This is a genomic window from Thermococcus sp. 9N3 (assembly GCF_012027685.1).
Taxonomy (GTDB): domain Archaea; phylum Methanobacteriota_B; class Thermococci; order Thermococcales; family Thermococcaceae; genus Thermococcus; species Thermococcus nautili.
This window is the reverse complement of sequence record NZ_SNUV01000002.1, coordinates 45,948-67,159: the sequence shown is the minus strand read 5'-3', so window position 1 is coordinate 67,159 and position 21,212 is coordinate 45,948. Positions and strand designations below refer to the sequence as shown.

Below are 21,212 nucleotides of genomic sequence, written 5' to 3'. Positions count from 1 at the left end.
CTCCCTGCCTGAATGGCGAGGCTTTCAAAAGAAAGATGTAAGCTTGCAAGGCGTTTAGCCCTCTGGTTGGGGCCCCTTTCTCTTGCGAGCCCCGTAAAGAGTTATTCCCATCATAAAACCAATGCTGAGTACTAAAACCGTCAGAACTCTTTCATTGGAGGGATACTGTGTCTCCACCACTATCCCTTCGCTTAAAACTTCAGCTTTGGAGTGTTTGACTTCAATGTTTGGGATACTTTCCAGAGCACTAGAAGTTGCGACTTGAGCATTGGTATCCATTACTCGAGCGTTTGAACCTTCACTAGAGAACCCGAAACTCGACTTAAACCACGAAAAGTCGCCAGGAGTAAGCCTGAGGACCCAAGCGTCCCCACGACCGGCGCCGAAGCTCACAGTCCAGCCCGCGACAGTAACGTCTCCCCCGGGTTCGATGGAAACCGCATAGGCCCAATCACTGCTGGACCCTCCGTAAGTCTTTTGCCATTTTACCTTACCATTAGCGTCAAGTCGAAGAATCCAAACGTCATAACGGCCAGAACCAAAGCTTTTAGTGCCGCCTACAATGGTGATATCCCCATTCTTTTCAATCACAGCCCCGTAAGCCCTCTCATTGCCATCTCCACCGTAAGTTTTCTGCCACTTAACGTTTCCATCACTATCGAGCCGAAGAACCCAAACATCTTCCCTTCTAGAACCAAAACTTTCGGTGTACCCAGCTACAACGATGTCTCCGTTCTTGGTAACCGCAACTGTATAAGCCTCATCATTTTTGAACCCACCATAAGTTTTCTGCCACTTTACACTACCGTTCTCATCCAAGCTGAGGACCCAGACGTTGGAATAAACGGGAGCACCTGTGCCAAAGCTGTAGGTATGGCCAACTACGATGATGCCTCCGTCTTGAGTCAGAGCAATCGCGTAGGCATCTTCCTCATCACTCCCCCCATAGGTTTTTTGCCATTTTACGTTTCCATTCTCATCCAAACGAAGAACCCATACGTCGCCGTCCATGTATCCCGCCACGATTATGTCTCCGTTTGGCGCAATGACAACGGCTTTGGCCTCATCCCACCCGGAGCCACCGTAAGTCTTCTGCCATTTTACATTACCCTCGGCATCAAGCCGAAGAACCCAAACGTCATAACTTCCAGCACCGAAGCTTTTAGTACTCCCAGCGATAACGATGTCCCCGTTGGGGGCAACGGTGAGGGCGTTGGCATAATCATTACTCAATCCACCGTAGGTCTTACTCCATCTCGCATCGCCCTCACTATCAAGTCTAAGAACCCAAACATCCGCAGAGCCAGCACCGAAGCTGTCAGTGCCCCCAGCAATGATAATGTCTCCGTTTGGAGCAACGGCAACCGCATTAGCAATATCTCCATATTTGCCGCCGTAACTCTTCGCCCACAGGGGGCCGCTCTCGGCATTAACCACCGGAACAGCCAGCGATGAGAGAATAAGTGCGATTATAAAGGGCAACATCCTTTTCATAATACCCCCTTGTTACTACAACATCTCAGAAAATAAGAGGTTTTCGGTATCCAAGCCTACCAAACCTTTATATATCCGGCCCTAAAACTAACGTTGGCGGCGGGCTAGGCCGGGGGGTTCGGCGTCCCCTGTAACCGGAAACCGCCGATATGCCGGGGCCGAAGCCCGGGGGGCGGTTCCCAAAACCGCGCCCCGAAGCCGGGGTGTAACGATGAGCCCTCGTCCCGGGGGGCCGGCGGTGGGCGAGGTCCGGCTGGAGGGCCGGGCTAACGCCCTTTGCCCGCCGAACCCCGCCAGGCCCGGAAGGGAGCAGCGGTAGGCGGGACGTTCGGCGCTCCCGGGGTAGCGGGGGTGAGGGAGCCCCGGTGGAGGGGCGCGGCGGAGGGTTCCCACCCCCGGGCGCGCCCGCCGCCGCTAAACTTTTGAACGTTTCTACCTAAATCTTAACAGTGGTTCCGATGCACCCAAAGATAGGTTCGCTTCTCGCGAGGTTCCCGAGGGTCGAGCTGATAAAGTGGGAGACCCCGATTCAGTACCTTCCGAAGGTCAGCGAAAGGCTCGGGGTTGACGTCTACGTCAAGCGCGACGACTTGACCGGCTTCGGAATCGGCGGGAACAAGGTCAGGAAGCTTGAGTTCCTTCTCGGCGACGCGATAGCCAAAGGTTGCGACACGGTCATAACAACCGGTGCCGTTCACTCCAACCACGCGTTCGTTACCGCTCTCGCTGCAAAAAGCCTCGGATTAGGCGCCGTTCTCGTTCTAAGGGGTAAGGAAGAACTCAAGGGCAACTACCTCCTCGACAAGCTCATGGGAATCGAGACGAGGGTTTACAGCGTTGAGAAGACGAGCGAGCTCTGGCCGATTGCTCAAAAGGTCGCCGAAGAGCTGGAAAAAGAGGGCAGAAAACCCTACCTCATTCCCGCAGGTGGAGCCTCCCCGGTTGGAACGCTCGGCTACGTGAGGGCCGTTGGGGAAATCCACGCCCAGATGACAAGGCTCGGCGTTGAGTTCAACTCGGTCGTTGACGCCGTCGGCAGTGGGGGAACTCTTGCAGGCCTGCTCCTCGGCTCGGTCCTCGTGAAGGCTCCTTGGAAGGTCGTCGGCATGGACGTCGGCGGCTTCGTTGAAGGCCTGGGAGAGCGCGTGAAGAAACTCGCCCTTGAGGCGTCGGAACTGATGGGCGTCAGCGTTGAAGTTCCTGAGCCGGAAATCCACGACTACGGCTTTGGAGCATACGGAAAGATAGTGAGGGAGGTCGCCGAGCTCATAAGGTTCGTCGGCACGAGCGAGGGAATAATCCTCGACCCGGTCTACACCGGAAAGGCCTTCTACGGCCTCATGGAGCTGGCTGAGAGGGGAGAACTCGGCGAAACCGTGCTTTTCATCCACACCGGCGGCTTCCCGGGGGTCTTCCACTACGGCGAGGAGATGCTCAAACTAATCCAAAAGGCTTAAAGTTCCTCCCTCTTTTTGCCTTTGAGGTGTAGAGATGGCGAGCCTTGAGGTCGAGCTTTTTGGGATAAGGTTCGAGAACCCGCTCATTCTCGCATCGGGAATCAACGACAAGGTTCCGGAGCAGTGGATTCGAGCGCACGAGGAAGGTGCTGGAGGAGTCGTTACGAAATCAATCGGAATCGAGCCGAGGAAAGGTTACGACAACCCCACCATCGTCGAGCTTCCCTACGGTCTGATAAACGCGATGGGCCTGCCAAACCCGGGCTGGAAGGGCTTCCTCGAGATGGTAAACGGTTACACCTTCGACTTCCCGCTGATAGTCTCGATTTTCGGCGGAACGCCTGAGGAGTTCGCCTTCTTAGCCCAAAAGCTGAGCGACGTGGCAGATGCCTTCGAGCTGAACCTCAGCTGTCCCCACGCCAAAGGTTATGGCATGGAAATCGGCCAGAGCCCGGAGAACGTCTACGAGGTGGTGAAAGCCGTCAAGGACGCCACCGATAAGCCGGTTATCGCGAAGCTGACGCCGAACATAGACGACATCACGAAGCTCGGCTTGGCGGCTGAGAAGGCCGGTGCAGATGCCGTCTCGGCGATAAACACTCTCAAGGCCGTTGCCATTGACATCTACGCGAGGAAACCAATCCTCAGCAACCGCGTTGGAGGCTACTCCGGACCTGGCGTTAAGCCCGTCGCGCTCAGAGCTGTTTACGACCTCGCGAAGGCCCTCGAGGTTCCGGTGATAGGCATCGGCGGAATAACAACGTGGCAGGACGCCGTTGAGTTCCTTTTGGCTGGGGCCTCGGCGCTTCAGATTGGAACTGCAGTCTCGCTTCGGGGCTGGAAGGTCTTCAGGGAAATCAATGAGGGCATCGAAGCCTACCTCGAGAGTGAGGGCTTTTCGAGCGTGGAGGAGATAGTTGGCCTCGCCCTTGAGTGAAGTTTTATTTCTGCATTCTGTTTTGTCCCGCACTCCTTTTTGGCCAAAAGGACTTTATAGGAGGAAAGTCTACTATACTATGGTGAACTACTATGCCGGTCACGAAGGTAACCCGGAACTACCAGATAACGATTCCGGCCGAGATTAGAAAAGCTTTGGGCATAAAGCAGGGCGAATACCTCACCGTTGAGCTGAGGGGGGAAGAGATAGTTATCAAAAGGGCAAAGAGAAAGTGGAAGACCTACCGCCTGGGCAGAAAGTACAGCCTCGAAGAGATGGAAAGAATGATTGAGGAGTCCATAGAGGAGGCATTGACATGGGAGGAGTAGCAGTTATCGACACGAACTTTTTCGTTTATGCTCTGTTTGAGGATTACGAGAGACACGAAGAGGCCCTCGACATCTTAATGAACCTTGATAAGTGGGTCGTGCCTACAATAACCCTCTATGAGCTCATTTGGCAACTGGCAAAAATGGGTGTTTCCCCGAATAACGCTGAAGATATGATTAAGCAGATAATTGAAGAACCCAGGACAGAAATCGTCGATGATAGGCGGTATTTACTCTCGGCCTTCGAGCTCTTCGGAAACCTCGGTCTCAAGCACTACAACGACTCCGTAATCCTTGCGATAGCCAAGGAAGTCGGAACCCTCGCGAGCTACGACAAAAAGCTTAGAAACCGTGCAATGAAAGTTGGAATTAAACCCATCCCGGAGGTGTTGGAATGAAGCGCGCGGTGGTGCTGTTTTCCGGTGGACTCGACTCAACGGCCTGCCTCTACTGGGCAAAGAAGAACTACGACGAGGTCATAATGCTCGTCATCAACTACGGGAGCAACGAGGAGCGCGTTACGAACAAAGTTGCGGAGTTCTTTTCAAAGGAGCTCGACGTCCCGCTGAAGATAGTTCGCCTCGACTTCCTTGAGGAGTTCTCAAAGCTTCGCGGAACGACGCTCGTCGGTGGAGAGACGCCGAAGGTAACCGCGGAGGAGCTTGAGGACTTCGAGAGGGCGAAGGAGACGGCCAAAAGCGTCTGGGTTCCAGCTCGTAACGTCGTCCTCATAAGCGTTGCCGCTTCTCTCCTCGATGCCCTCGGCGGGGGGGACATAATAGTCGGCTTCAACGCGGAGGAAGGTGCCACTTTCCCGGACAACACGCCCGAGTTCGTCGAGAAGATGAACGAGATGCTAAAGTATGGAACGATGGCAGAGGTTAAGGTCGTTGCTCCGCTCATAGACCTTGACAAGAGGGGCATCGCTAAGCTCCTTAAGGAGCTGAACGCGAAGTACGAGTACTCCAACTCCTGCTACATGCCGAAGGGCTTCACAGAGGACGGAAAGCCAATACACTGCGGCGAGTGTGAAAGCTGTGTGAGGCGGCACCGCGGTCTGATTGATACCATCGGTGAGGACGAGACCGTTTACGCCGTCGAGCCGAAGATTTGATGTGCATACCTGTTCATTTGCCACCGCAAGATTTATAAATCTCTTCCTTGCCCTTATCTTTGGGCGTGGGGCGGTAGCTCAGCCTGGGAGAGCGCCGGACTGAAGATCCGGGTGTCGGGGGTTCAAATCCCCCTCGCCCCACCACTTTCTGTGCGGTGGTAGTCTAGCCTGGTCTAGGACACCGGCCTTCCAAGCCGGTGACCCGGGTTCAAATCCCGGCCACCGCACCACACAAACTTCGCCTGTGCGAAGTTTGACCAAGGCTCGTAGCTCCTTTTGGAGGGCTAAATTTCGGGTCATTTCTTATCAACTGGCCCTTTTTGAGTTGGAGAACCTATCGAATTGCTCTTTTACCGTGGGTTTACCTTTAAATCAACGCCCGAAGGGCGTCAAGGGAGAGTAAACCCCTTTGAGAGGCTTTCTGAGAGAGTTCTCCTTTTGAAAGTGCGATTTATGAGCAAAATCTGCTCTACTTGAGCCCTCGATCAGGAGCTACTAACTTTTGGTGAAGCTTTTTTCAAAAGCTTCCTGCGCAAGCGCTGGCGGAAGATGAGGTGCCTTTTTAAGAGTGCAGGTTTTAGAATGGGTTTCTACTAGAGTTGCTCCTTTTGTGAGTGTTTCTCCCTTTGAAGGCGCCCAAAGGGCGCCGATATGAAGTTGAAACTATCCCCAAGGAGTTTTGTTGTAGTGTTAAACCTGTATGAACTTGCTTTTTCGTTAGTGCCCGACTGTTTTTCTGCTCTTTGGCGAGAAGGGCACTCATTTCGCCAGCCTTTCTCAAAGGCTGTGGGCAAAGTTTCTTTGGCGAAGCTTGCCTAAAACCAGAACGGGGTTTCAGCAATTGCCGAAAGGCTTATAATCTATTACGAGTAGTAACGGGCATGCTGGAGAAAGAGAAGGAAGCGCTCGCTAAGAGGATTGCAGGTGAGATAACGCTCTCCTCTGACCCCGGAAAAACGATGCGAAAATGGCGCGAAATCTTTGGAATCAGCCAGACCGAGCTTGCCGAGTACCTCGGCGTCTCTTCCTCGGTCATCAGCGATTACGAGGGCGGAAGGAGAAAGAGCCCCGGCGCCTCAACTATAAGGAAGTTTGTGGAAGCCCTTCTTGAAATCGACGAGAGGCGCGGTGGCAACGTCATAAGGGCCTTCAGCAAGACCATCGAAGGGGAGCTCCCCACGAGTGCGATACTCGACATAAGGGAGTTCGCGGTTCCGGTGAAGATTTCTGACGTCGTTGAGGCCGTCCGCGGCGAGGTTGTGGCGAATCCACACCTCATCGAGCGGAGAATCTACGGCTACACCGTCGTTGACAGCATAAGGGCGATACTTGAGATGAGCAGTGAGGAGTTCCTCAAGCTCTACGGCTGGACTACCGAGAGGGCCCTAGTTTTCACGAAGGTGACCACAGGGAGGAGCCCCATGATAGCCGTCCGCGTCCAGGGATTGAAGCCGGCCGTCATAGTCCTTCACGGGGTCAAGAGGCTCGATGAGCTCGCTGTTAAACTGGCCGAGCGCGAAAGGGTTCCCCTGGTAGTTTCGAAGGCCTCAAGCGAGTCGGAGCTCATAACCAACCTTAGAAAACTCGTTGAAAAAACGGAGAAGGAACTTTAAAGCTCCTTCCTTCTCCAGATTCCTTCTTCGGCGAGCTCAGTTAGTCTGTTCCTTATGTGCACCAGAACGTCGCTCAGCGTTTTCCCGTTGTCGTAGGACTCAACTATCTTCTTGAGCTCTTCCCTTGGAAGGTTCTGCATTTCCTTTGCCAGCTCAACCATTCTCGGGTATGCACGGACTATGTTGTCAACTATCGTTATATCAGCCATCCTCGCGCTCCTTGAGAGGGGGTTCAGGTCAACGGTAACCACGAACTTGCCCATCTTCACGAGCGCCTCCGTCCTGTCGCCGTCCTCAAGCGGGACGAGAACGACGTCTGTCCTCCAGATGCCATTTTCGTCAACCTTTCCGCGCTCGTGCTCAAGGCCCGGAATCCTTTTCGTCGGGTTTATGCCGAGTATCTCCATCCCGGGGTCGTACTTCCGGAGCTCCCGCTCTATGGCTCTAACGCGCTCTTCCGTCCGGTAGAAGAGGTTTATCTCGAGCTTCGCGCCGAGGGCCTTCGCCAGCTCAATCGTCTCCTTCGGAACGAGCGCCGCGACGTTGCCGTTCACCGAGATTACGGGCCACTCCGCGAGCAGAAACTTGGCAACCGCTGCCCTCATGGCTCTTTCGGCGGGTTCTATCGTTTTCTCACCGATGAGGTAGTCAAAAGCCTCCCCGCGCCCGTGGGCGATTAGACCGGCTTTGGCCGTCATTCCCTTCTCCATCCCCTCTATGATTTTCTCGCGGTAGTAGAGGCTCCAGTAGCGCGGATGGCTCTTTGGAATCTTCACCATTCCAACCACCGGAGACTTTTCTCCCCATCCCTAATAAACCTGTCTTAGTGGTCCCCTTCGAAAAAGCAAGCTCGTTCCTTCTTTTGGCTGAAAAAGGGTTCTAAACCTTTGGTTCAAGAAAATCGTATAAACTCAAGGTTCAGAACTTTTGGTGAACAAAAATGTTCCCGTGAGCGGGGGTGTTCATCGTGGGATACAAGATTACCGCAAAGGAGGATTTGAGTCCAATTGACTATTTTGTAGAAGTGGAGGCACCGCACGTTGCAAAGGCCTGGAAACCCGGACAGTTCGTCGTCTTCATCCTCCACGAGAGGGGAGAGAGAATACCCATGTCTGTCTACAAAGCCGAAGATGGAAAGGTTGGGATGTTTATCAGGAAGCTCGGAAAGACAAGCCTTCAGCTCTACCACGAGTACAAGCCCGGGGACGAGCTCTGGAGCTTCGTCGGGCCCCTTGGAAAGCCGATTAAGGTCAAGAACTACGGTAGAGTCGCCTTCGTCTCCGATGCCGTCTGCGGCCACGCCGAGAACCGGGCAACACTTAAAGTCATGCGTGAGGCCGGCAATTACACGATTTCCGTTCAGACCTTCGAGGACAGGGAGAAGGTTTACCCAACCCGCTTTTTGGCTAGGGAAGTCGCTGACGAGTACTACCTAACGACCCTTGACGGGTCGGTCGGCATAAAGGGCCACTACCTCGACGTTGTGCGAGAGCTCATCGAGAAAGACCGGGTTGATGTCATATTTGCGGGAGGAAGTCTGAGAAACCTCGCAAAACTCGCCGAGCTCACGAGGCCCTACGGAATCCCAACCTACGCAACGGTGAGGCAGATTATGGTGGACGGAACCGGCATGTGCGGTTCGTGCAGGGTTCTATACGACGGGGAAGTAAAGTTCGCCTGCAGGGACGGGCCGGTCTTTGACGCCCACAAGATTGACTGGGAGGACGCGATAAGGAGAAACTATGAGCGCTTCTCGGAACAGGAGAGGCTTGCCAAGGAGCGCTATCTTGAATATCTCCGCGCCAAGGGGGTGATTTGAATGCCGAAGCTCATCAAGGAGAGGGTTCCAACCCCTGAGAGACCCGTTGAGGAGAGGGTTAAGGACTTCGGTGAGGTCAACCTCGGCTACACTTTTGAGCTTGCCGTTAAGGAAGCTGAGCGTTGCCTCCAGTGTCCCGAGAACTACGCGCCCTGTATAAAGGGCTGTCCGGTTCACATCAACATTCCTGCCTTCATAGCCAAGATTAAGGAGGGCGACATCAAGGGCGCCCTGAGGATAATCTGGAACGACAACACGCTCCCTGCCATAACAGGCCGTGTCTGCCCGCAGGAGGACCAGTGTGAGGGTGTATGTGTCGTCGGAAAAGTCGGCCAGGCTGTAAACATCGGCAAGCTTGAGCGCTTCGTTGCCGACTACGCGAGGAAGCACGGCATAGAGGAGGAGCTCCTCTGCGAGTTCGAGGAGAAGTGCACCGGAGAGCTTGGAAAGGTGGCCGTCGTGGGAGCTGGTCCAGCGGGCCTGACCTGCGCCGGTGAGCTTGCGAAGATGGGCTACAAGGTGACCGTCTTCGAGGCCCTTCACAAGCCCGGTGGAGTTCTCATCTATGGAATCCCCGAGTTCAGGCTTCCCAAGGAGATACTCGACCACGAGCTGGCCAAGCTCAAGCGCCTTGGAGTCGAGATAAAGACAGACCACGTAGTTGGAAAGACGGTCACCCTTGAAGAGCTTCTCCAGGAGTACGACGCCGTCTTCATAGGAACCGGGGCAGGAACGCCGAAGCTCCTCAACATCCCGGGAATCCTGCTCGACAGGATTTACTCGGCCAACGAGTTCCTCACGAGGATTAACCTTATGAAGGCCTACGAGTTCCCCGAGTACGACACGCCGATAGCGGTTGGGAAGAAGGTAATCGTCATCGGAGCCGGAAACACCGCCATGGACGCGGCGCGCTCCGCGCTGAGGCTTGGTTGTGATGTGACGATAGCCTACAGGCGTGGCGAGGAGGACGTGACGGCGAGGATTGAGGAAGTCGAGCACGCGAAGGAGGAGGGCGTGAAGTTCCTCTACTTCGTCCAGCCGGTTGAGTTCATCGGCGACGAGAAGGGCAAGGTCAAGGCGGTGAAATTCGAGAAGATGGAGCCGTTGGAAGAGAGGGACAGCAGGGGCAAGAGGAAGATAAAGCCAACCGGCGAGTACGTCACCGTTGAGGCAGACACGGTGATAATAGCAATCGGCCTTGAGCCCAACAAGATTATCAGCGAGGAAGCCGGCCTGAAGACCAACCCCAACGGGACGCTCGTCGTTGATGAGAACCTTATGACGAGCGTTCCCGGAGTCTTCGCGGGCGGAGACGCGATAAGGGGCGAGGCAACGGTTATCCTCGCAATGGGCGACGGAAAGAAGGCGGCAAAGGCGATAGACAAGTACATCAGGGCGAAGAAGGCCAGCGCATGACTCCGCTTTACCATTCCCTTTTTCTTGAGCCGAAGAACAGGCCCTTTCTCAGGTAGTCCATGAACTCGCTGTTGAGAAACGTCTTGGTGAACTCCATCGTCTCTTCAGGCGAGAGCCACTCGACCTCCTCGGGAACTCCCTCGACCCAGAGGTAAACGAGCTCGTTCTCCTTCCTCGCTATGAGGAGGGTGAAGATTTTAACGCCGAGCTCCTGCGCGAGCTTAACTTCCCTCCCGACGAGGGACGTGAACTTCCCGAGGGGAGCAACCGCGACGAGGTACTCGGCTTCCTTAATCCTGTCACTCGTGTCCCTCATGCCGTACTTCGAGGGCACGAGGATGTTGTTAGAGTTCAGTTTTTCTTCGATAATCTCAACGATTGCCCTCTCGGTTCGGGTGTGGTAGAGGAAGGTGGGCTCCGTCAGGTAAACGAAGGGCCCGTATGTTTTCTTCCTCCTTAAAAAGCCCAGCATTGGACCACCTCAGGTGGGGATAATGTCATCATCTTGGCATCAGGAGGGATGACACTCCTCATCGGTTCGCAACCCAAATCTCCCCTCTCAAGCCTCCTTTCGGCCAAAGGGGCATTTTCCAGGGAGTAGGTGTCATCGGTTAAAGTGGGTCTGTCATCCCACCCCGTGAGAGTTGTGAAGGAAAAAGTGTTAATTAAGCTTTTGTTTTTGAATGGGTAAGGTTCCCACCTCATGACAACTGGATGGGGGAATCCTCGTGAAAATCTCGTAATCCGATGGTGCTTTAAACTCTTATTCAACATCCCGTGGGGGAGAAAACGTGACTCAAGTGTTCGTGGACGAGAGCGGGGACCTCGGTGGCAGTAGGAGTAACAAGCGATACTTTGTAATTGCAGCTGTGCTCTGCGAGGAGGCTGCAATAAAAACCACGATACAAGACATATCTAAGAAATTTGGACTACCGGAACTTAAGTTCAGCGAGCTATCTTATGACGAGAAGGTTGAAGCCGTGAAAATGCTCTCCCCTTTGGAATTCAAAGTTGCATACGTGGTCCTTTCAAAGAACGATAGGAAACTGAGGGATTGGCTGGACAAGAGCAAACGCAACAAGAGCTTAGCGGCCATGAAGCTACACGGGGCGTTGGTTCAAGGTCTGCAATCATATGGTGCTCCGCAAATTATCGTTGTGGATAGGAGTCAATACTCAAAGGACATCTCGGGATTTCTCTCAAGAAGGTACTCCATAGCTGTTGTCCCGGACGATTCTCAGAAAAGGGCTGGTCTCCAGCTCGCCGATGCAATGGCTAATGTCATCTACCTCAACTATCAGTACAGAAACAGTGAGTTAATCGATAAAATACGTGATAAAATCATCTTCGGGCGATTCATCAACGAGAGAGAACTCAGAAGGTTATGAGGAGTCGGGTGGCTAGTCCCCTTCCGGGCGACCCCCACCCTCATACCTCTGAGAGACACTTTGATGGCAGATTTTATTAAACTTTCGGCAGATTTTTGAGTGGTAGGTGATATCCATGCGACTCATTCCGCTCGCCTCTGAAAGCCTCGGCGTTAGGAGCCTGGCGACGTTCGTGGAAGCTGCTGGCTTAAAAATCCTCATCGACCCCGGCGTCGCCCTCGGGCCGAAGCGCTACGGTCTCCCGCCGGCAAAAATCGAGCTCGAGACCCTTCAAAAGATGAGGGGGAAGGTACAGGGCTACGCGAGGAAAGCGGACCTCGTGACGATTTCCCACTACCACTACGACCACCACACTCCTTTCTTCGAGGGTCTCTACGAGAGCTCCAGCGAAGCCTTTGCGAGGGAAATCTACGAAGGAAAGCTGATATTCACCAAACACCCCACCGAGAACATCAACTTCAGCCAGAGGAAACGGGCCTGGGCCTTCCTCAAGAAGGCGGAGCCAATAGCTAAGAGGGTGGAGTTCTCGGACGGGAGGAGCTTCGACCTCGGTGGCGTTACACTGGAGTTCTCGCCGGCGGTTCCGCACGGTAGCGAGGGCTCAAGGCTGGGCTTCGTGGTGATGGTCCTCATCGACGACGGAACCCGGCTAATCCACGCCAGCGACATCCAGCTCCTCAACAGGAAGGCCGTCGAGTGGATAATCGAGAAGAACCCCGACGTCCTCATAACAGGCGGACCGCCAACTTACCTTGGAAAGCGCGCCGAGGGAAGCTGGGAAACGGGAATTAAAAACCTCAACGAGATAATCCGCGAAACGAACGCCCAAATAATCCTCGACCACCACATCGTCAGGGACAGGAACTACCCGCGCTTCTTCGACGAGCTCGAGAAGAGACCGAAGACCTTCGCTGGATTTCTGAAGGTCGAGGACAGACCGCTGGAGGCCTACAGGAGGGAGCTCCACAAAATCGAGAGGGGCGAGAAAGCGAAGGTCCCGTTCAGGTTAGGTTGAGAGGAAGCCGCCGTCGACGGGAATCACCGCCCCGTTCACGTAGCTTGCCAAATCACTAGCCAGGAAGAGAATAACCCTCGCCACCTCGTCAGGCTCGCCGAAGCGCCCCATGGGAAGCCGGGCGTTGAAGTGAAAGGATATTCCTATCTTTTCCATGTCGAACTTCATTATCGCCTCCTTCTTGAGCCTCCTCACGCCCTCGGTCTCTATCCCGCCGGGAACTATGACGTTCGCCCGTATTCTCTTCCCGTACTCCCTCGCGATGGCCCTCGTGAGGGCTACCACGCCGAGCTTCGCGGTGTCGTAGTGGGCCAGGCCCCTCGCAAAGGGGAGGAACGCCTCTATGGAGCTCACGTTGATTATCACGCCGCCCCGTTCTTTCCTCGTCCTGACGAAGTGCTGGCACATCCAGAACACCGAGTGGAGGTTTATCGCCATGACCCTCTCGTAGAACCCCTCGTCCACCTCCTCGAAGTCCCTGAACCAGTAAACTCCCGCGTTGTTCACCAGTATATCCGGCTCCCTGCCCTTCAGGGCCTCCCACAGCGCGTCTATCTCCACCTTCCGCGAAAGGTCCACACGGTGGACGTTCACCTCGACGCCGAACTCCCCGGCGAGTTCCCTCGTCTCCTTCAGTCCGAACTCGTCAACGTCCACAAGCTCGAGGTCCGCCCCGGCCTCGGCGAAGCGAAGCGCCGTTGCGCGGCCTATTCCCGAAGCGGCGCCCGTAATCAGGGCCCTCCTTCCCGAGAGGGAAATCAGCTCAGATAGAGGGGTGGCCATTGGAATCCCCTAATCTGACCTCCTCCCCGTCTTGAAAGGCGGGGGTTCCAAGGAATTAACCCCTCGCCAACGGGCGGTTCGGTTTACGGGCAATCATCCCCTACTCGTGTTACCACTTTCGGGTTCGCCCGAAGGCCGGGTCTCCGGCCCGTTACCCCTACGGGCAAAAACCCGATTGGGGTTATCGTTTCAGAGACCACCCTTAGAGTTTCTAACCGCCTAAAGGCGGTTTTTGAAAGAACGCCTATCGGCGTCAACCCTTCAATGGCTGAAGGGTAACTTGAAACCCCCTTAAAGGGGTTGTCTTACAGTGGCCTCCCCGAAGCCTACTTAAACGACAAGGATACTTAAGGGTTTCGATTGTTCAAAGCTCGCTGGGTCAAAAACTGTACCCTACCCTAAAGGACGAGGCTTCCAAAAGAAAAATGTAATACGGCACAGGGGCTCTAAACACTATCGGCACAGCACCATCCTGAGGGTCTCCCTCTTCGCCTCCTCCACGGAGACGTCTCCGTCGAGGAAAAGGTAGTCGAAGGCGAAGCCGTCTATGAGCGAGACGAGAAGGAAGGCCCTTACCCGCGGGTTTTCTACGCCGGCATCGCGGAGGAGGCCTTCAATCATCTCAAGGTACCTCTCGGCCATCTCGCGCCACTCCTCCTCCCACTCGCCCCGCTTCAGGCTCTCCTCGTAGAACTCAAGGAAGAACCGGTAGAGCTTCTGGTTCTGGCTCACGAAGTCGAACATCGCTCCGACCAGCACCCGGAGCCTCTCCTCGGGGCCATCGGCTTTTTCCATGACCTCCCCGAGCTCCCGCTCCCACTGGGTGAGGTAGTGGAAGAAAACGGCCTTAGCGAGCTCGTACTTGCTCGGGAAGTGGTGGAAGAGCCCTCCCTTTGAGACGCCGGCTTTTCTGGCTATCTCCTCGACCGATACCTCATGGTATGAGCGTTCGCTGAAGAGCTCAAGGGCAGCCTCGATTATCCTCGTCCGCGTGTCCCTCGCCATGCCATCCCCCGGCCTTCCTTGGTGGGCCACCTAAAAATACTTTGTGAAAAAATGAAATCACCGGAGGAGCCTCACCATGGCCGGCAGGAGAACCACTGCCCCGAGGAAGCTGTAGACAAGGCCGAACAGCACGGTCGCCGCGAACTGGGTCACGACAGGTATGGGGATTGTGACGAGGACTCCAAAGGCTATCAGCGTCGTCAGCGCCGAGTAGAGCACCTCCCTGCCCGCGGTTGAGACAGCAGTCGAGTAGGCCTCCCAGAACCCTTTTCCTGACCTTCTCTCGATGACCCAGCGGTTGGCGACGTGGATTGGGTAGTCTATGCCTATTCCGACTATTATCGCGCCGACCATGGCCGTCATCGCGTTGAGCGGGATGTTGAGGAGCTTCATCGTGGCGAAGAGCCAGCCGAGGACCGCGAGGGGGACGAGCGCCGCGAGGAGCCCTTCCAGGGGGGCGCGGTGCGCAACGGCGAACGAAACGGGCAGTACGGTTAGGGCAAAGGCCAGACACAGGAGGATTGAGAGAATCATGGCGTTCCTCATGTCGTCGAGCCCCTTGGCCCATATTATCGGGTCGCCGGTTATCGTGGCGTTCAGCCCCCTGAAGTCCTCCCTCAGCTCCCTCAGGAGCTCCTTCCCGTGGTAGCCGAAGTCCGTCCTTGAGGGGACAACGAGAAGAAGGCCGTCAAAGTGCCCGTTGCTCTCGTGAAGGTAAAAGCGCCCTGTTCTTGTCTCGTATGCCTCCTTCAGAAACTCCTCGAGCTCGCGGGGTGTCACGTTTGAGTCAATCCAGCCGTCCCCGTTCCTATCAACGAGGGCGTAGGCTTTACTGACCCCCGGGTTCTCGGCGGCAATCATGGGCAGCGCACTCAGGAGCCACTCAACGGCCGGTTTTCCGCCGGATTTGACCACGTACCTGTCGTCGGCCATTCTCTGCACGGCAATCTGGAGCCTCCTCCAGAGAGCTGGGTCCGTCAGGTTCCCATCAACGCGGACGTAGACCCTCTCGGTCCCGATGTCGAATTTGCTGTTCAGGAGCTCGTAGGCCTTTGTAACGCGCAGGTCCTTCGCGAGCTCACCTGTGGGGTTGTACGAGGCCTTCATTCCGAGGCCGAGGGACCAGCCAACCGCCGCCACAAGGAAAGCAGAGATGACGAGCAGGCCCGCGAACCGTTTGTCCGAGAGCGCCCCGATGGCAAGGCGGGCCCGTCCCTTCCTTCGCGCGGGGGGAGCGGAGGGGCGGAGAACCTTAAGGGCCGGAACGAACGTCACGTTGAGGACGAAGACCGAGAGGATTGCAAAGGCCGAGAGGAACCCGAAGCGCCTCATGCTCGGGAGGCTTGAGATGGCGTTTGAGGAGAAGCCGACGACGGTCGTGACCATAGCGAGGAGGAGAGCCACGCCGACGGTCGAGAGCACGGCCTTCATGGCATCCTTCGGTCCGAGGTTCAGCTTCTCGCGGTAGCCCATGAGGACGTGGAAGGAGAAGTCTATGCCGAGGCCGAGGACGAGAATCGGCACCATGCCTGCCATGAGGTCCAGCTTCCAGCCGAGCGCGCCCGCGAGGCCGAACGTCCACACCACCGCGAGGAACAGCGTGATGAGCGATATGGCAACGTCCCCGAGGCTCCTGAAGTTCAGGTACATGAGGGCGAGGATTAGGACAAGGGCGAGCAGGAAGGCGGGCGCGAGGCGCTCCTCGGTCTTGACGTAGTAGTAGTTCATCAGGTGGAACCCGTAGGTGAGGGAGTCGTTGTCAACCGAGAGGGCGTCGCCCTCTATCTCGAGCTCGGCCTTTTCAAGCTCGTCCTCCGGGTAGCTCGCGTTGAGGAGGACGTAGATTGCCATCGAGGGGCTCTCCATCCTTTCCCGGTTGAAGTCCCTGGGGAGGAGCGAGAGGGCGTAATCCTTCATCTGCTCCGGGACGGAGGGGTCGCTCAGGAACTCCCTCAGCGTTTCGCGGATTTCGGCGGCCGTTTTGAAGGAGCGCATCTCCTCGAGAACCCGGTCCGGGGTGGGGCTTACTCCCTCCTTCGCGAGCCTGTAAGATGCGAGAACCGCGGGAAGGGACGTCACGGCGTTTTCCTTCGGCTCAATGAGGAATTTCCCCGCACTGCCGTCCATTATTTTCTCCGTCAGTTCGGCCGTTTTGGAGAAGTACTCGGGTGTCAGCACGTTGCTCCCCCTGAAAACGACCACAACTGGCTCCACATTGCCGAAGTCCCTTTGAATTTTCTCAAGGGCCTTCACCTCCGGGTAGTTGGGGAACAGAGCGTTCAGGCTCGTTTCCTCCTTGAGCTGCGAGGCAAAGGCCATGAAGACCAGCGTGACGAGCAGAATTACTGCAATCGTTCTCTTCGGCTTCTCAACCACGAGGTCTGCAAAGCTCATCCGGTTCACCTCCGGCCAGTTTTACCACCTCCTCCGCCCAGGTTTGGGCTTCCTTTATCGTTGTCTCGTTTTTTCTGAAGAGCCACCCCTCAAATACCCTCGAAGAAATGACATCTCCCTTAATGGGCTCCATAATTAGCCTCAGGTACCTCCTCTCGGCGTATTCCCTTCCATGTTTTCCGAACTTCTGAGCCATGGCCAGGATAAAAACGGTAACCTTCTTCCCCGCGAGGCCTCCCTGCTCTTCGATGAACCTCAGCACCTCGGGGAGAGGTCTCTCGTAGTAAACCGGTGCTCCAACTATCACGAGGTCACAGTCGGCAACGTCGGGTTTCTGTTTAACTTCCACTGCGCGGGGGTTGTAGCCCTTCTTCCTAAGGGCCCTCTCAATCGCTTGCGCCACGGTCCTAGTGGCCCCTCTCCTTGAGCCGTACAGAATGCAAACCCGCACCATATCACCTACCGACCGGTCGGTTTGCAACCTTATAAGCTTTTCTCTGGAAACCCTTAAATCGGTTCGAGAGAAGTCCATTCCAGGTGAGACCGATGAGGAACTTCTACATCGCCCACGAGGAGGATATAAAGGCTGGAAAGACGACGGACGTTTACTTCATTCGAACGAAGAAGATACTGACCGAGAAGGGAATCCACAGGAAGGTTTTCGCCGACGTCACCACGACTTCCCTCCCCAAGGGATGGAAGTGGGGCGTTCTCGCGGGAATTGAGGAGGTCGCGAAGCTCCTCGAAGGTCTGCCGGTGAACGTCTACGCGATGAGAGAGGGCACTATATTCCACCCCTACGAGCCGGTTCTCCAAATTGAAGGCTACTACGAGGAGTTTGGAATTTACGAGACGGCTCTACTCGGAATGCTCAGCCAGGCGAGCGGGATAGCGACGGCAGCATTGAGGGTCAAGATAGCGGCCAACTTCAAGCCGGTTTACTCATTCGGAATAAGGCACATGCACCCGGCCATAGCGCCGATGATTGACAGAGCGGCCTTTATAGGCGGTTGCGACGGCGTTAGCGGCGTCCTAGGAGCGGAGATGATAGGGGAGAAGCCCGTTGGAACCATGCCCCACGCGTTAATACTCACAGTCGGTGACCAGGTGAAGGCCTGGAAGTACTTCGATGAAGTTGTTGAGCCAGAAGTCCCGAGGACAGCCCTCGTTGATACGCTCTGCGACGAGAAGTTCGAGGCATTGATGGCGGCTGAAGCGCTCGGCGAGAGGCTAACAGCTGTGAGGCTTGACACTCCGGGCTCGAGGAGGGGCAACTTCAGGAAGATAATTGAGGAGGTCCGCTGGGAGCTGGACTTAAGGGGCTACGACTGGGTGAAGATTTTCGTGAGCGGTGGGCTGAACGAGGAGAGCATAAGGGAAATCGTTGACGTGGCAGACGCCTTCGGCGTTGGTTCTGCCATTGCGAGCGCAAAGCCGGTAGACTTTTCCCTTGACATCGTTGAGGTTGAGGGGAAGCCGATAACGAAGCGCGGGAAGCTGAGCGGAAGGAAGCAGATATACCGCTGTGAGAACGGACACTACCACCGCGTTCCGGCAGAGAAAAAGCTCGAACGCTGTCCCGTCTGTGGGGCGAAGGTCGAACCGCTCCTCCAGCCGCTCATCGAGAACGGTGAGATAGTGGCCGAGCTCCCGAAGGCAAGGGAGATAAGGGAGTACGTCCTTGAGCAGGCCGAGAAGTTCAAGCTGAGCCTCGAATGAGCTCTTCTTAATTTTTTAATTGTCTTCAGAAAAGCCCGACAAGGAATAGGAAAGAGAGGCCTTCAGGCCTCCTCAATGCTGATAGCGCTAACAGGGCAGGCCTCCATGGCCTCCTGAGCGCAGTTGTAGAGGTTCTCGTCCTCAATAACCTCGACGACCGGCTGAGCCTTGCCCTCGTCGTTCATCTCGAAAACGTCCGGGCAGAGGCTGGCACAGATGGCGTCACCAATGCAGGTGTCCTGGTCGACGGTAACCTTCCACGCCATGGCACATCACCGGGCTTAGGTGGGGTTTGACGAATATAAACTTTTCGTTCCTAAAACCGAGGGTTTGAAACGATAGTCTGTGGAAAGGGAAGCGGAAGAAAGCTAAGATGAACAGAAAAAGACAAGATGGGTCAGTAAAGGCCCAGCTTCTTCTTGTACTCCGGGCTGATTCTGTCCGGCGTCCATGGTGGGTCGAAGGTAAGCTCAATTTCCGCATCTTTAACGCCGGGAATCTCGAGGATTTTGTCCTCAACGGCCCTGAGAATCCACATTGTCAGCGGACAGCCGGGGGTCGTCATCGTCATCTTGACGTAAACGGTGTTGTCGGGGTTAACCTTCACCTCGTAGATGAGGCCGAGGTTGACGACGTCTATTCCAATCTCGGGGTCTATGACCTCCTTGAGCTTCTCAAGTATCATCTCCTCGGTTATCTTGACGTCTCCAGCTTCCTTCACTTCCCTCTCGCGGTTGATGGTTATCAAGCCGACCCCCTCGAGCTTTCCGAGCTCGGAGTGGAGCTTTATGAGAACGTTGTCTATATCGGGTGTGTCCTTTGCAAGGGTAACCGTGACGTTGCCCTTCTCGTCAACCTCGATTGAGCGGATGAACTTCCCGTCAACGACGGATTTCACGACATTCTCAACCTCTTCCTTCGTGACCATGCTCACCACCGCTCCAACTTAAGAACTACACATTTAAACCTTTTGGGTCAAAGTTGGGAACTAACGGAGGAGGACGTCCCTCATCAGCTCGACGGCCATTTCGGGGCTCAAAGCCCTCGCCCGCGTCTCCCTAAGAATCCTCTGGAGGGCTAAACGCTTCGTCGACGGGGCCCGCTTAAAGAGCTCCCACAGGAGGGGACAGCCGAAGCTTAACTTGTATTCTCCACCGATTATCTCGATAATCTCGCCCTTGTCGAGGGCAAGAAACGCCGGAAAGTTAAGGATAACGATGTCGTTCTTCTCGTAAATCGAAATCAGGCCTGAGCTGAGCATGTCGCCCGTCGCAAGGATTCTCACGCCAAGCTCCCTCGCCTTCCGCTCAACCGCTTCCATGACCATTGAGTGACAGCGGCCGCAGATTGGTGCCCCTTTCTCAATCAGCTCCCGCATCGTCTCCTCGTAACCCGGCACCTCGACGAGTACTGCGTTCTCGGAGCGAACCTTTTGGAGGGTTTTTTCGCCCATCTGGGGCAGTCTCGCCGTTATTGGAACGGCGTCAAAGCCTGCCCAGCGGAGGATTTTCAGCGTTGCCGTGCTGTCGGAGCCAGCGGAGAAGGCCACAGCGACCTTGGCATCAGTGGGAGTCCTTTCGAAGTCTCTTCCTTCGAGGCGGAAGATGACAAGCTCCCTCAGCCTGGAATACGCGCTCTCGCCTATCGCTTCCCTCACACTCTCCAGTGCATCGAGGTTGTAGCGGAGGCGGTAGCGCTTGACAGGGTCTTGGGTGGGGGTGAGCATTTAAACCTCCTCCAGCCGTATTTTCCCGAACAGTTCTTCGTAGGTGTAAGTTGCTTCTCTCGTGATATTCCCAAACCCGTAACTCCAGAATTTGATATCGGGCTCTTCCTCGATGTTCTTCTTGAAGGATTTGGCAATCAGCACTCCTCCCACAGTCTCGGGGCCGCTTTCCTTTATGTACGCCTTCAGCTGTTTCAAGTCTTCTTTTCCGGCGCTTCCGAGCTTTACTTCCACAAGAATCCTCGGAGCCCTGCCGAGGGGGTGTTTGGGCTTTATCAGGAGGTCCACATGTCCGGAGGGGAGAGCCTTTTCGCCGAGAACCTCAAAATCCTCCGGGTTCCTGTCTATTTTAAACGTCTCCAAAAGCCCATCCAGAAAATTCCGCTCAATGGCCTTTCGAAGGAGGGACTGGAGGAGGACTTCCCTCATCGGGAAAACCCTCGGTAGGTCTATGAGTTCCCGTGAAAAGGTGATTTTTGGCATGAACGCTTTCCATTTTGAGGTTTCATGTTGAAATTCTTCGCTCACTGGGATTCCCATTCCCGAAACGTTGTAGAGTGTTACCTCATCGGCCTGGAAATGAGTCTTTCTATACCCCCCTCTCAACAGAAGGTTTTCAGCTACGTAAGAAAACTCCGGTCTTATCATTGACTCGGAAAGCTCACGAAGGGGCGTCAGCAGGAGCCTGAAGGGGAAAGAATACACCCTCCCAGAGGGCAGTTTTATCGGCTCCCAGGGGCCGACTTCGTCGGGGTTCTCAATTGCGACTTTCTTTTTCACGCGATAGAGGTTGTAAACCTTCGCCCCGTGCAGGAACGAGACGTAGTCTCCGACATCAATATCGACAAAGGCCCAGTACCCGTTTACGCTACTTGTGAACCCTGCAACGTTCATCTGAGTGCATTTTTCAAGGTTCTCCATCGTCGCGACCGAGATGAGGAAGTATGACATCTTCTCACCAAACATAAAGGCGAGGGTATTGGTTAAAACTTTCACGTTCACG

At 55.2% G+C, this 21,212-nt stretch carries 22 protein-coding genes, 2 tRNA genes and 1 other RNA gene; 14 read left to right on the top strand and 11 right to left on the bottom strand.

All coding sequences use genetic code 11. From position 1 onward, the window contains the following. Positions 1-54: 54 nt before the first annotated feature. Positions 55-1,494 (bottom strand): hypothetical protein, encoded by a 1,440-nt coding sequence (locus E3E30_RS07335; protein WP_167729080.1) that lies wholly within the window; start codon positions 1,492-1,494, stop codon positions 55-57. Between the two features lie 97 nt (positions 1,495-1,591). Between E3E30_RS07335 and ffs the strand changes: the two genes are divergently transcribed. The 9 genes from ffs to E3E30_RS07290 all read left to right on the top strand — a co-directional run bounded on the left by ffs (position 1,592) and on the right by E3E30_RS07290 (position 6,944). Further along, positions 1,592-1,905: signal recognition particle sRNA (gene ffs, locus E3E30_RS07330), an RNA gene on the top strand. A 47-nt stretch (positions 1,906-1,952) separates the two neighbouring features. Next, complete coding sequence (locus E3E30_RS07325; RefSeq protein WP_167729367.1) at positions 1,953-2,951, top strand: pyridoxal-phosphate dependent enzyme; 999 nt, start codon at positions 1,953-1,955, stop codon at positions 2,949-2,951. 34 nt (positions 2,952-2,985) lie between these two features. Next, a complete protein-coding gene (locus E3E30_RS07320) occupies positions 2,986-3,888 on the top strand; it encodes a dihydroorotate dehydrogenase (protein ID WP_167729079.1) in 903 nt (300 codons plus the stop codon). A 92-nt stretch (positions 3,889-3,980) separates the two neighbouring features. Then, on the top strand, positions 3,981-4,217 hold the full coding sequence (locus E3E30_RS07315; protein ID WP_167729078.1) for an AbrB/MazE/SpoVT family DNA-binding domain-containing protein: 237 nt from the start codon (positions 3,981-3,983) through the stop codon (positions 4,215-4,217). Continuing rightward, complete coding sequence (locus tag E3E30_RS07310) at positions 4,205-4,615, top strand: PIN domain-containing protein (RefSeq protein ID WP_167729077.1); 411 nt, start codon at positions 4,205-4,207, stop codon at positions 4,613-4,615. Before E3E30_RS07315 ends, E3E30_RS07310 begins: the two co-directional genes overlap by 13 nt. After that, entirely contained in the window at positions 4,612-5,331 is a 720-nt protein-coding gene (gene queC / locus E3E30_RS07305; RefSeq protein WP_167729076.1) for a 7-cyano-7-deazaguanine synthase QueC, read from the top strand. Before E3E30_RS07310 ends, queC begins: the two co-directional genes overlap by 4 nt. A gap of 67 nt (positions 5,332-5,398) precedes the next feature. Then, positions 5,399-5,475, top strand: a tRNA-Phe gene (locus tag E3E30_RS07300). An 8-nt stretch (positions 5,476-5,483) separates the two neighbouring features. Continuing rightward, positions 5,484-5,561: transfer RNA gene (locus E3E30_RS07295), tRNA-Gly, on the top strand. A gap of 651 nt (positions 5,562-6,212) precedes the next feature. Continuing rightward, positions 6,213-6,944 (top strand): helix-turn-helix domain-containing protein, encoded by a 732-nt coding sequence (locus tag E3E30_RS07290; protein ID WP_167729075.1) that lies wholly within the window; start codon positions 6,213-6,215, stop codon positions 6,942-6,944. On the opposite strand, the gene E3E30_RS07285 is transcribed toward E3E30_RS07290, so the two are convergent. After that, the gene (locus E3E30_RS07285) at positions 6,941-7,723 is read right to left on the bottom strand and encodes a 4-phosphopantoate--beta-alanine ligase (protein WP_167729366.1); all 783 of its coding nucleotides are present in this window, start codon (positions 7,721-7,723) and stop codon (positions 6,941-6,943) included. The two genes, E3E30_RS07290 and E3E30_RS07285, sit on opposite strands and share 4 nt — an antisense overlap. Before the next feature lie 188 nt (positions 7,724-7,911). On the opposite strand from E3E30_RS07285, the gene E3E30_RS07280 reads away from it, so the two are divergent. After that, the gene (locus E3E30_RS07280) at positions 7,912-8,763 is read left to right on the top strand and encodes a sulfide/dihydroorotate dehydrogenase-like FAD/NAD-binding protein (protein ID WP_042692414.1); all 852 of its coding nucleotides are present in this window, start codon (positions 7,912-7,914) and stop codon (positions 8,761-8,763) included. Continuing rightward, a complete protein-coding gene (gltA, locus tag E3E30_RS07275) occupies positions 8,764-10,179 on the top strand; it encodes an NADPH-dependent glutamate synthase (RefSeq protein ID WP_167729074.1) in 1,416 nt (471 codons plus the stop codon). It abuts the gene before it with no gap. A 7-nt stretch (positions 10,180-10,186) separates the two neighbouring features. Here gltA and E3E30_RS07270 read toward each other — a convergent pair whose 3' ends face one another. Then, entirely contained in the window at positions 10,187-10,651 is a 465-nt protein-coding gene (locus tag E3E30_RS07270) for a hypothetical protein (protein ID WP_167729073.1), read from the bottom strand. Between the two features lie 328 nt (positions 10,652-10,979). Between E3E30_RS07270 and E3E30_RS07265 the strand changes: the two genes are divergently transcribed. After that, positions 10,980-11,567, top strand: coding sequence for a DUF3800 domain-containing protein (locus E3E30_RS07265; RefSeq protein ID WP_167729072.1), 588 nt, complete (start codon positions 10,980-10,982; stop codon positions 11,565-11,567). A 115-nt stretch (positions 11,568-11,682) separates the two neighbouring features. Then, positions 11,683-12,582, top strand: coding sequence for an MBL fold metallo-hydrolase (locus tag E3E30_RS07260; protein ID WP_167729071.1), 900 nt, complete (start codon positions 11,683-11,685; stop codon positions 12,580-12,582). On the opposite strand, the gene E3E30_RS07255 is transcribed toward E3E30_RS07260, so the two are convergent. The 4 genes from E3E30_RS07255 to E3E30_RS07240 form a co-directional block, all read right to left on the bottom strand. Beyond that, positions 12,574-13,365 carry an SDR family NAD(P)-dependent oxidoreductase gene (locus E3E30_RS07255; RefSeq protein WP_167729070.1) on the bottom strand — a complete coding sequence of 264 codons (792 nt, stop codon included), beginning with the start codon at positions 13,363-13,365 and terminating at the stop codon, positions 12,574-12,576. The two genes, E3E30_RS07260 and E3E30_RS07255, sit on opposite strands and share 9 nt — an antisense overlap. A gap of 453 nt (positions 13,366-13,818) precedes the next feature. After that, positions 13,819-14,370: a TetR/AcrR family transcriptional regulator gene (locus E3E30_RS07250; protein ID WP_167729069.1), complete on the bottom strand. Its 552-nt coding sequence runs from the start codon at positions 14,368-14,370 to the stop codon at positions 13,819-13,821. Positions 14,371-14,427: 57 nt separating this feature from the next. Next, positions 14,428-16,764 (bottom strand): MMPL family transporter, encoded by a 2,337-nt coding sequence (locus E3E30_RS07245; RefSeq protein ID WP_167729068.1) that lies wholly within the window; start codon positions 16,762-16,764, stop codon positions 14,428-14,430. After that, complete coding sequence (locus tag E3E30_RS07240; protein ID WP_167729067.1) at positions 16,739-17,296, bottom strand: flavodoxin domain-containing protein; 558 nt, start codon at positions 17,294-17,296, stop codon at positions 16,739-16,741. Before E3E30_RS07240 ends, E3E30_RS07245 begins: the two co-directional genes overlap by 26 nt. Positions 17,297-17,310: 14 nt before the next feature. Between E3E30_RS07240 and E3E30_RS07235 the strand changes: the two genes are divergently transcribed. Beyond that, on the top strand, positions 17,311-18,483 hold the full coding sequence (locus E3E30_RS07235; protein WP_167729365.1) for a nicotinate phosphoribosyltransferase: 1,173 nt from the start codon (positions 17,311-17,313) through the stop codon (positions 18,481-18,483). Positions 18,484-18,545: 62 nt separating this feature from the next. Here E3E30_RS07235 and E3E30_RS07230 read toward each other — a convergent pair whose 3' ends face one another. From E3E30_RS07230 to E3E30_RS07215, 4 genes are all read right to left on the bottom strand, one after another. Then, complete coding sequence (locus tag E3E30_RS07230) at positions 18,546-18,749, bottom strand: ferredoxin (RefSeq protein WP_099209819.1); 204 nt, start codon at positions 18,747-18,749, stop codon at positions 18,546-18,548. A gap of 131 nt (positions 18,750-18,880) precedes the next feature. Continuing rightward, positions 18,881-19,411, bottom strand: coding sequence for a metal-sulfur cluster assembly factor (locus tag E3E30_RS07225; RefSeq protein WP_167729364.1), 531 nt, complete (start codon positions 19,409-19,411; stop codon positions 18,881-18,883). A 60-nt stretch (positions 19,412-19,471) separates the two neighbouring features. After that, a complete protein-coding gene (locus tag E3E30_RS07220) occupies positions 19,472-20,209 on the bottom strand; it encodes an ATPase (RefSeq protein WP_167729066.1) in 738 nt (245 codons plus the stop codon). After that, on the bottom strand, positions 20,210-21,211 hold the full coding sequence (locus tag E3E30_RS07215; protein ID WP_346765909.1) for a hypothetical protein: 1,002 nt from the start codon (positions 21,209-21,211) through the stop codon (positions 20,210-20,212). Between the last annotated feature and the right edge of the window lies 1 nt (position 21,212).

Excerpts from the sequence above, each read along its gene's own strand:
- E3E30_RS07335 (WP_167729080.1), bottom strand. The coding sequence starts at position 1,494 with ATGAAAAGGATGTTGCCCTTTATAATCGCACTTATTCTCTCATCGCTG.
- E3E30_RS07325 (WP_167729367.1), top strand. The coding sequence starts at position 1,953 with ATGCACCCAAAGATAGGTTCGCTTCTCGCGAGGTTCCCGAGGGTCGAG.
- E3E30_RS07320 (WP_167729079.1), top strand. The coding sequence starts at position 2,986 with ATGGCGAGCCTTGAGGTCGAGCTTTTTGGGATAAGGTTCGAGAACCCG.
- E3E30_RS07315 (WP_167729078.1), top strand. The coding sequence starts at position 3,981 with ATGCCGGTCACGAAGGTAACCCGGAACTACCAGATAACGATTCCGGCC.
- E3E30_RS07310 (WP_167729077.1), top strand. The coding sequence starts at position 4,205 with ATGGGAGGAGTAGCAGTTATCGACACGAACTTTTTCGTTTATGCTCTG.
- queC (WP_167729076.1), top strand. The coding sequence starts at position 4,612 with ATGAAGCGCGCGGTGGTGCTGTTTTCCGGTGGACTCGACTCAACGGCC.
- E3E30_RS07290 (WP_167729075.1), top strand. The coding sequence starts at position 6,213 with ATGCTGGAGAAAGAGAAGGAAGCGCTCGCTAAGAGGATTGCAGGTGAG.
- E3E30_RS07285 (WP_167729366.1), bottom strand. The coding sequence starts at position 7,723 with ATGGTGAAGATTCCAAAGAGCCATCCGCGCTACTGGAGCCTCTACTAC.
- gltA (WP_167729074.1), top strand. The coding sequence starts at position 8,764 with ATGCCGAAGCTCATCAAGGAGAGGGTTCCAACCCCTGAGAGACCCGTT.
- E3E30_RS07270 (WP_167729073.1), bottom strand. The coding sequence starts at position 10,651 with ATGCTGGGCTTTTTAAGGAGGAAGAAAACATACGGGCCCTTCGTTTAC.
- E3E30_RS07260 (WP_167729071.1), top strand. The coding sequence starts at position 11,683 with ATGCGACTCATTCCGCTCGCCTCTGAAAGCCTCGGCGTTAGGAGCCTG.
- E3E30_RS07255 (WP_167729070.1), bottom strand. The coding sequence starts at position 13,365 with ATGGCCACCCCTCTATCTGAGCTGATTTCCCTCTCGGGAAGGAGGGCC.
- E3E30_RS07250 (WP_167729069.1), bottom strand. The coding sequence starts at position 14,370 with ATGGCGAGGGACACGCGGACGAGGATAATCGAGGCTGCCCTTGAGCTC.
- E3E30_RS07245 (WP_167729068.1), bottom strand. The coding sequence starts at position 16,764 with ATGAGCTTTGCAGACCTCGTGGTTGAGAAGCCGAAGAGAACGATTGCA.
- E3E30_RS07240 (WP_167729067.1), bottom strand. The coding sequence starts at position 17,296 with ATGGACTTCTCTCGAACCGATTTAAGGGTTTCCAGAGAAAAGCTTATA.
- E3E30_RS07235 (WP_167729365.1), top strand. The coding sequence starts at position 17,311 with ATGAGGAACTTCTACATCGCCCACGAGGAGGATATAAAGGCTGGAAAG.
- E3E30_RS07230 (WP_099209819.1), bottom strand. The coding sequence starts at position 18,749 with ATGGCGTGGAAGGTTACCGTCGACCAGGACACCTGCATTGGTGACGCC.
- E3E30_RS07225 (WP_167729364.1), bottom strand. The coding sequence starts at position 19,411 with ATGGTCACGAAGGAAGAGGTTGAGAATGTCGTGAAATCCGTCGTTGAC.
- E3E30_RS07220 (WP_167729066.1), bottom strand. The coding sequence starts at position 20,209 with ATGCTCACCCCCACCCAAGACCCTGTCAAGCGCTACCGCCTCCGCTAC.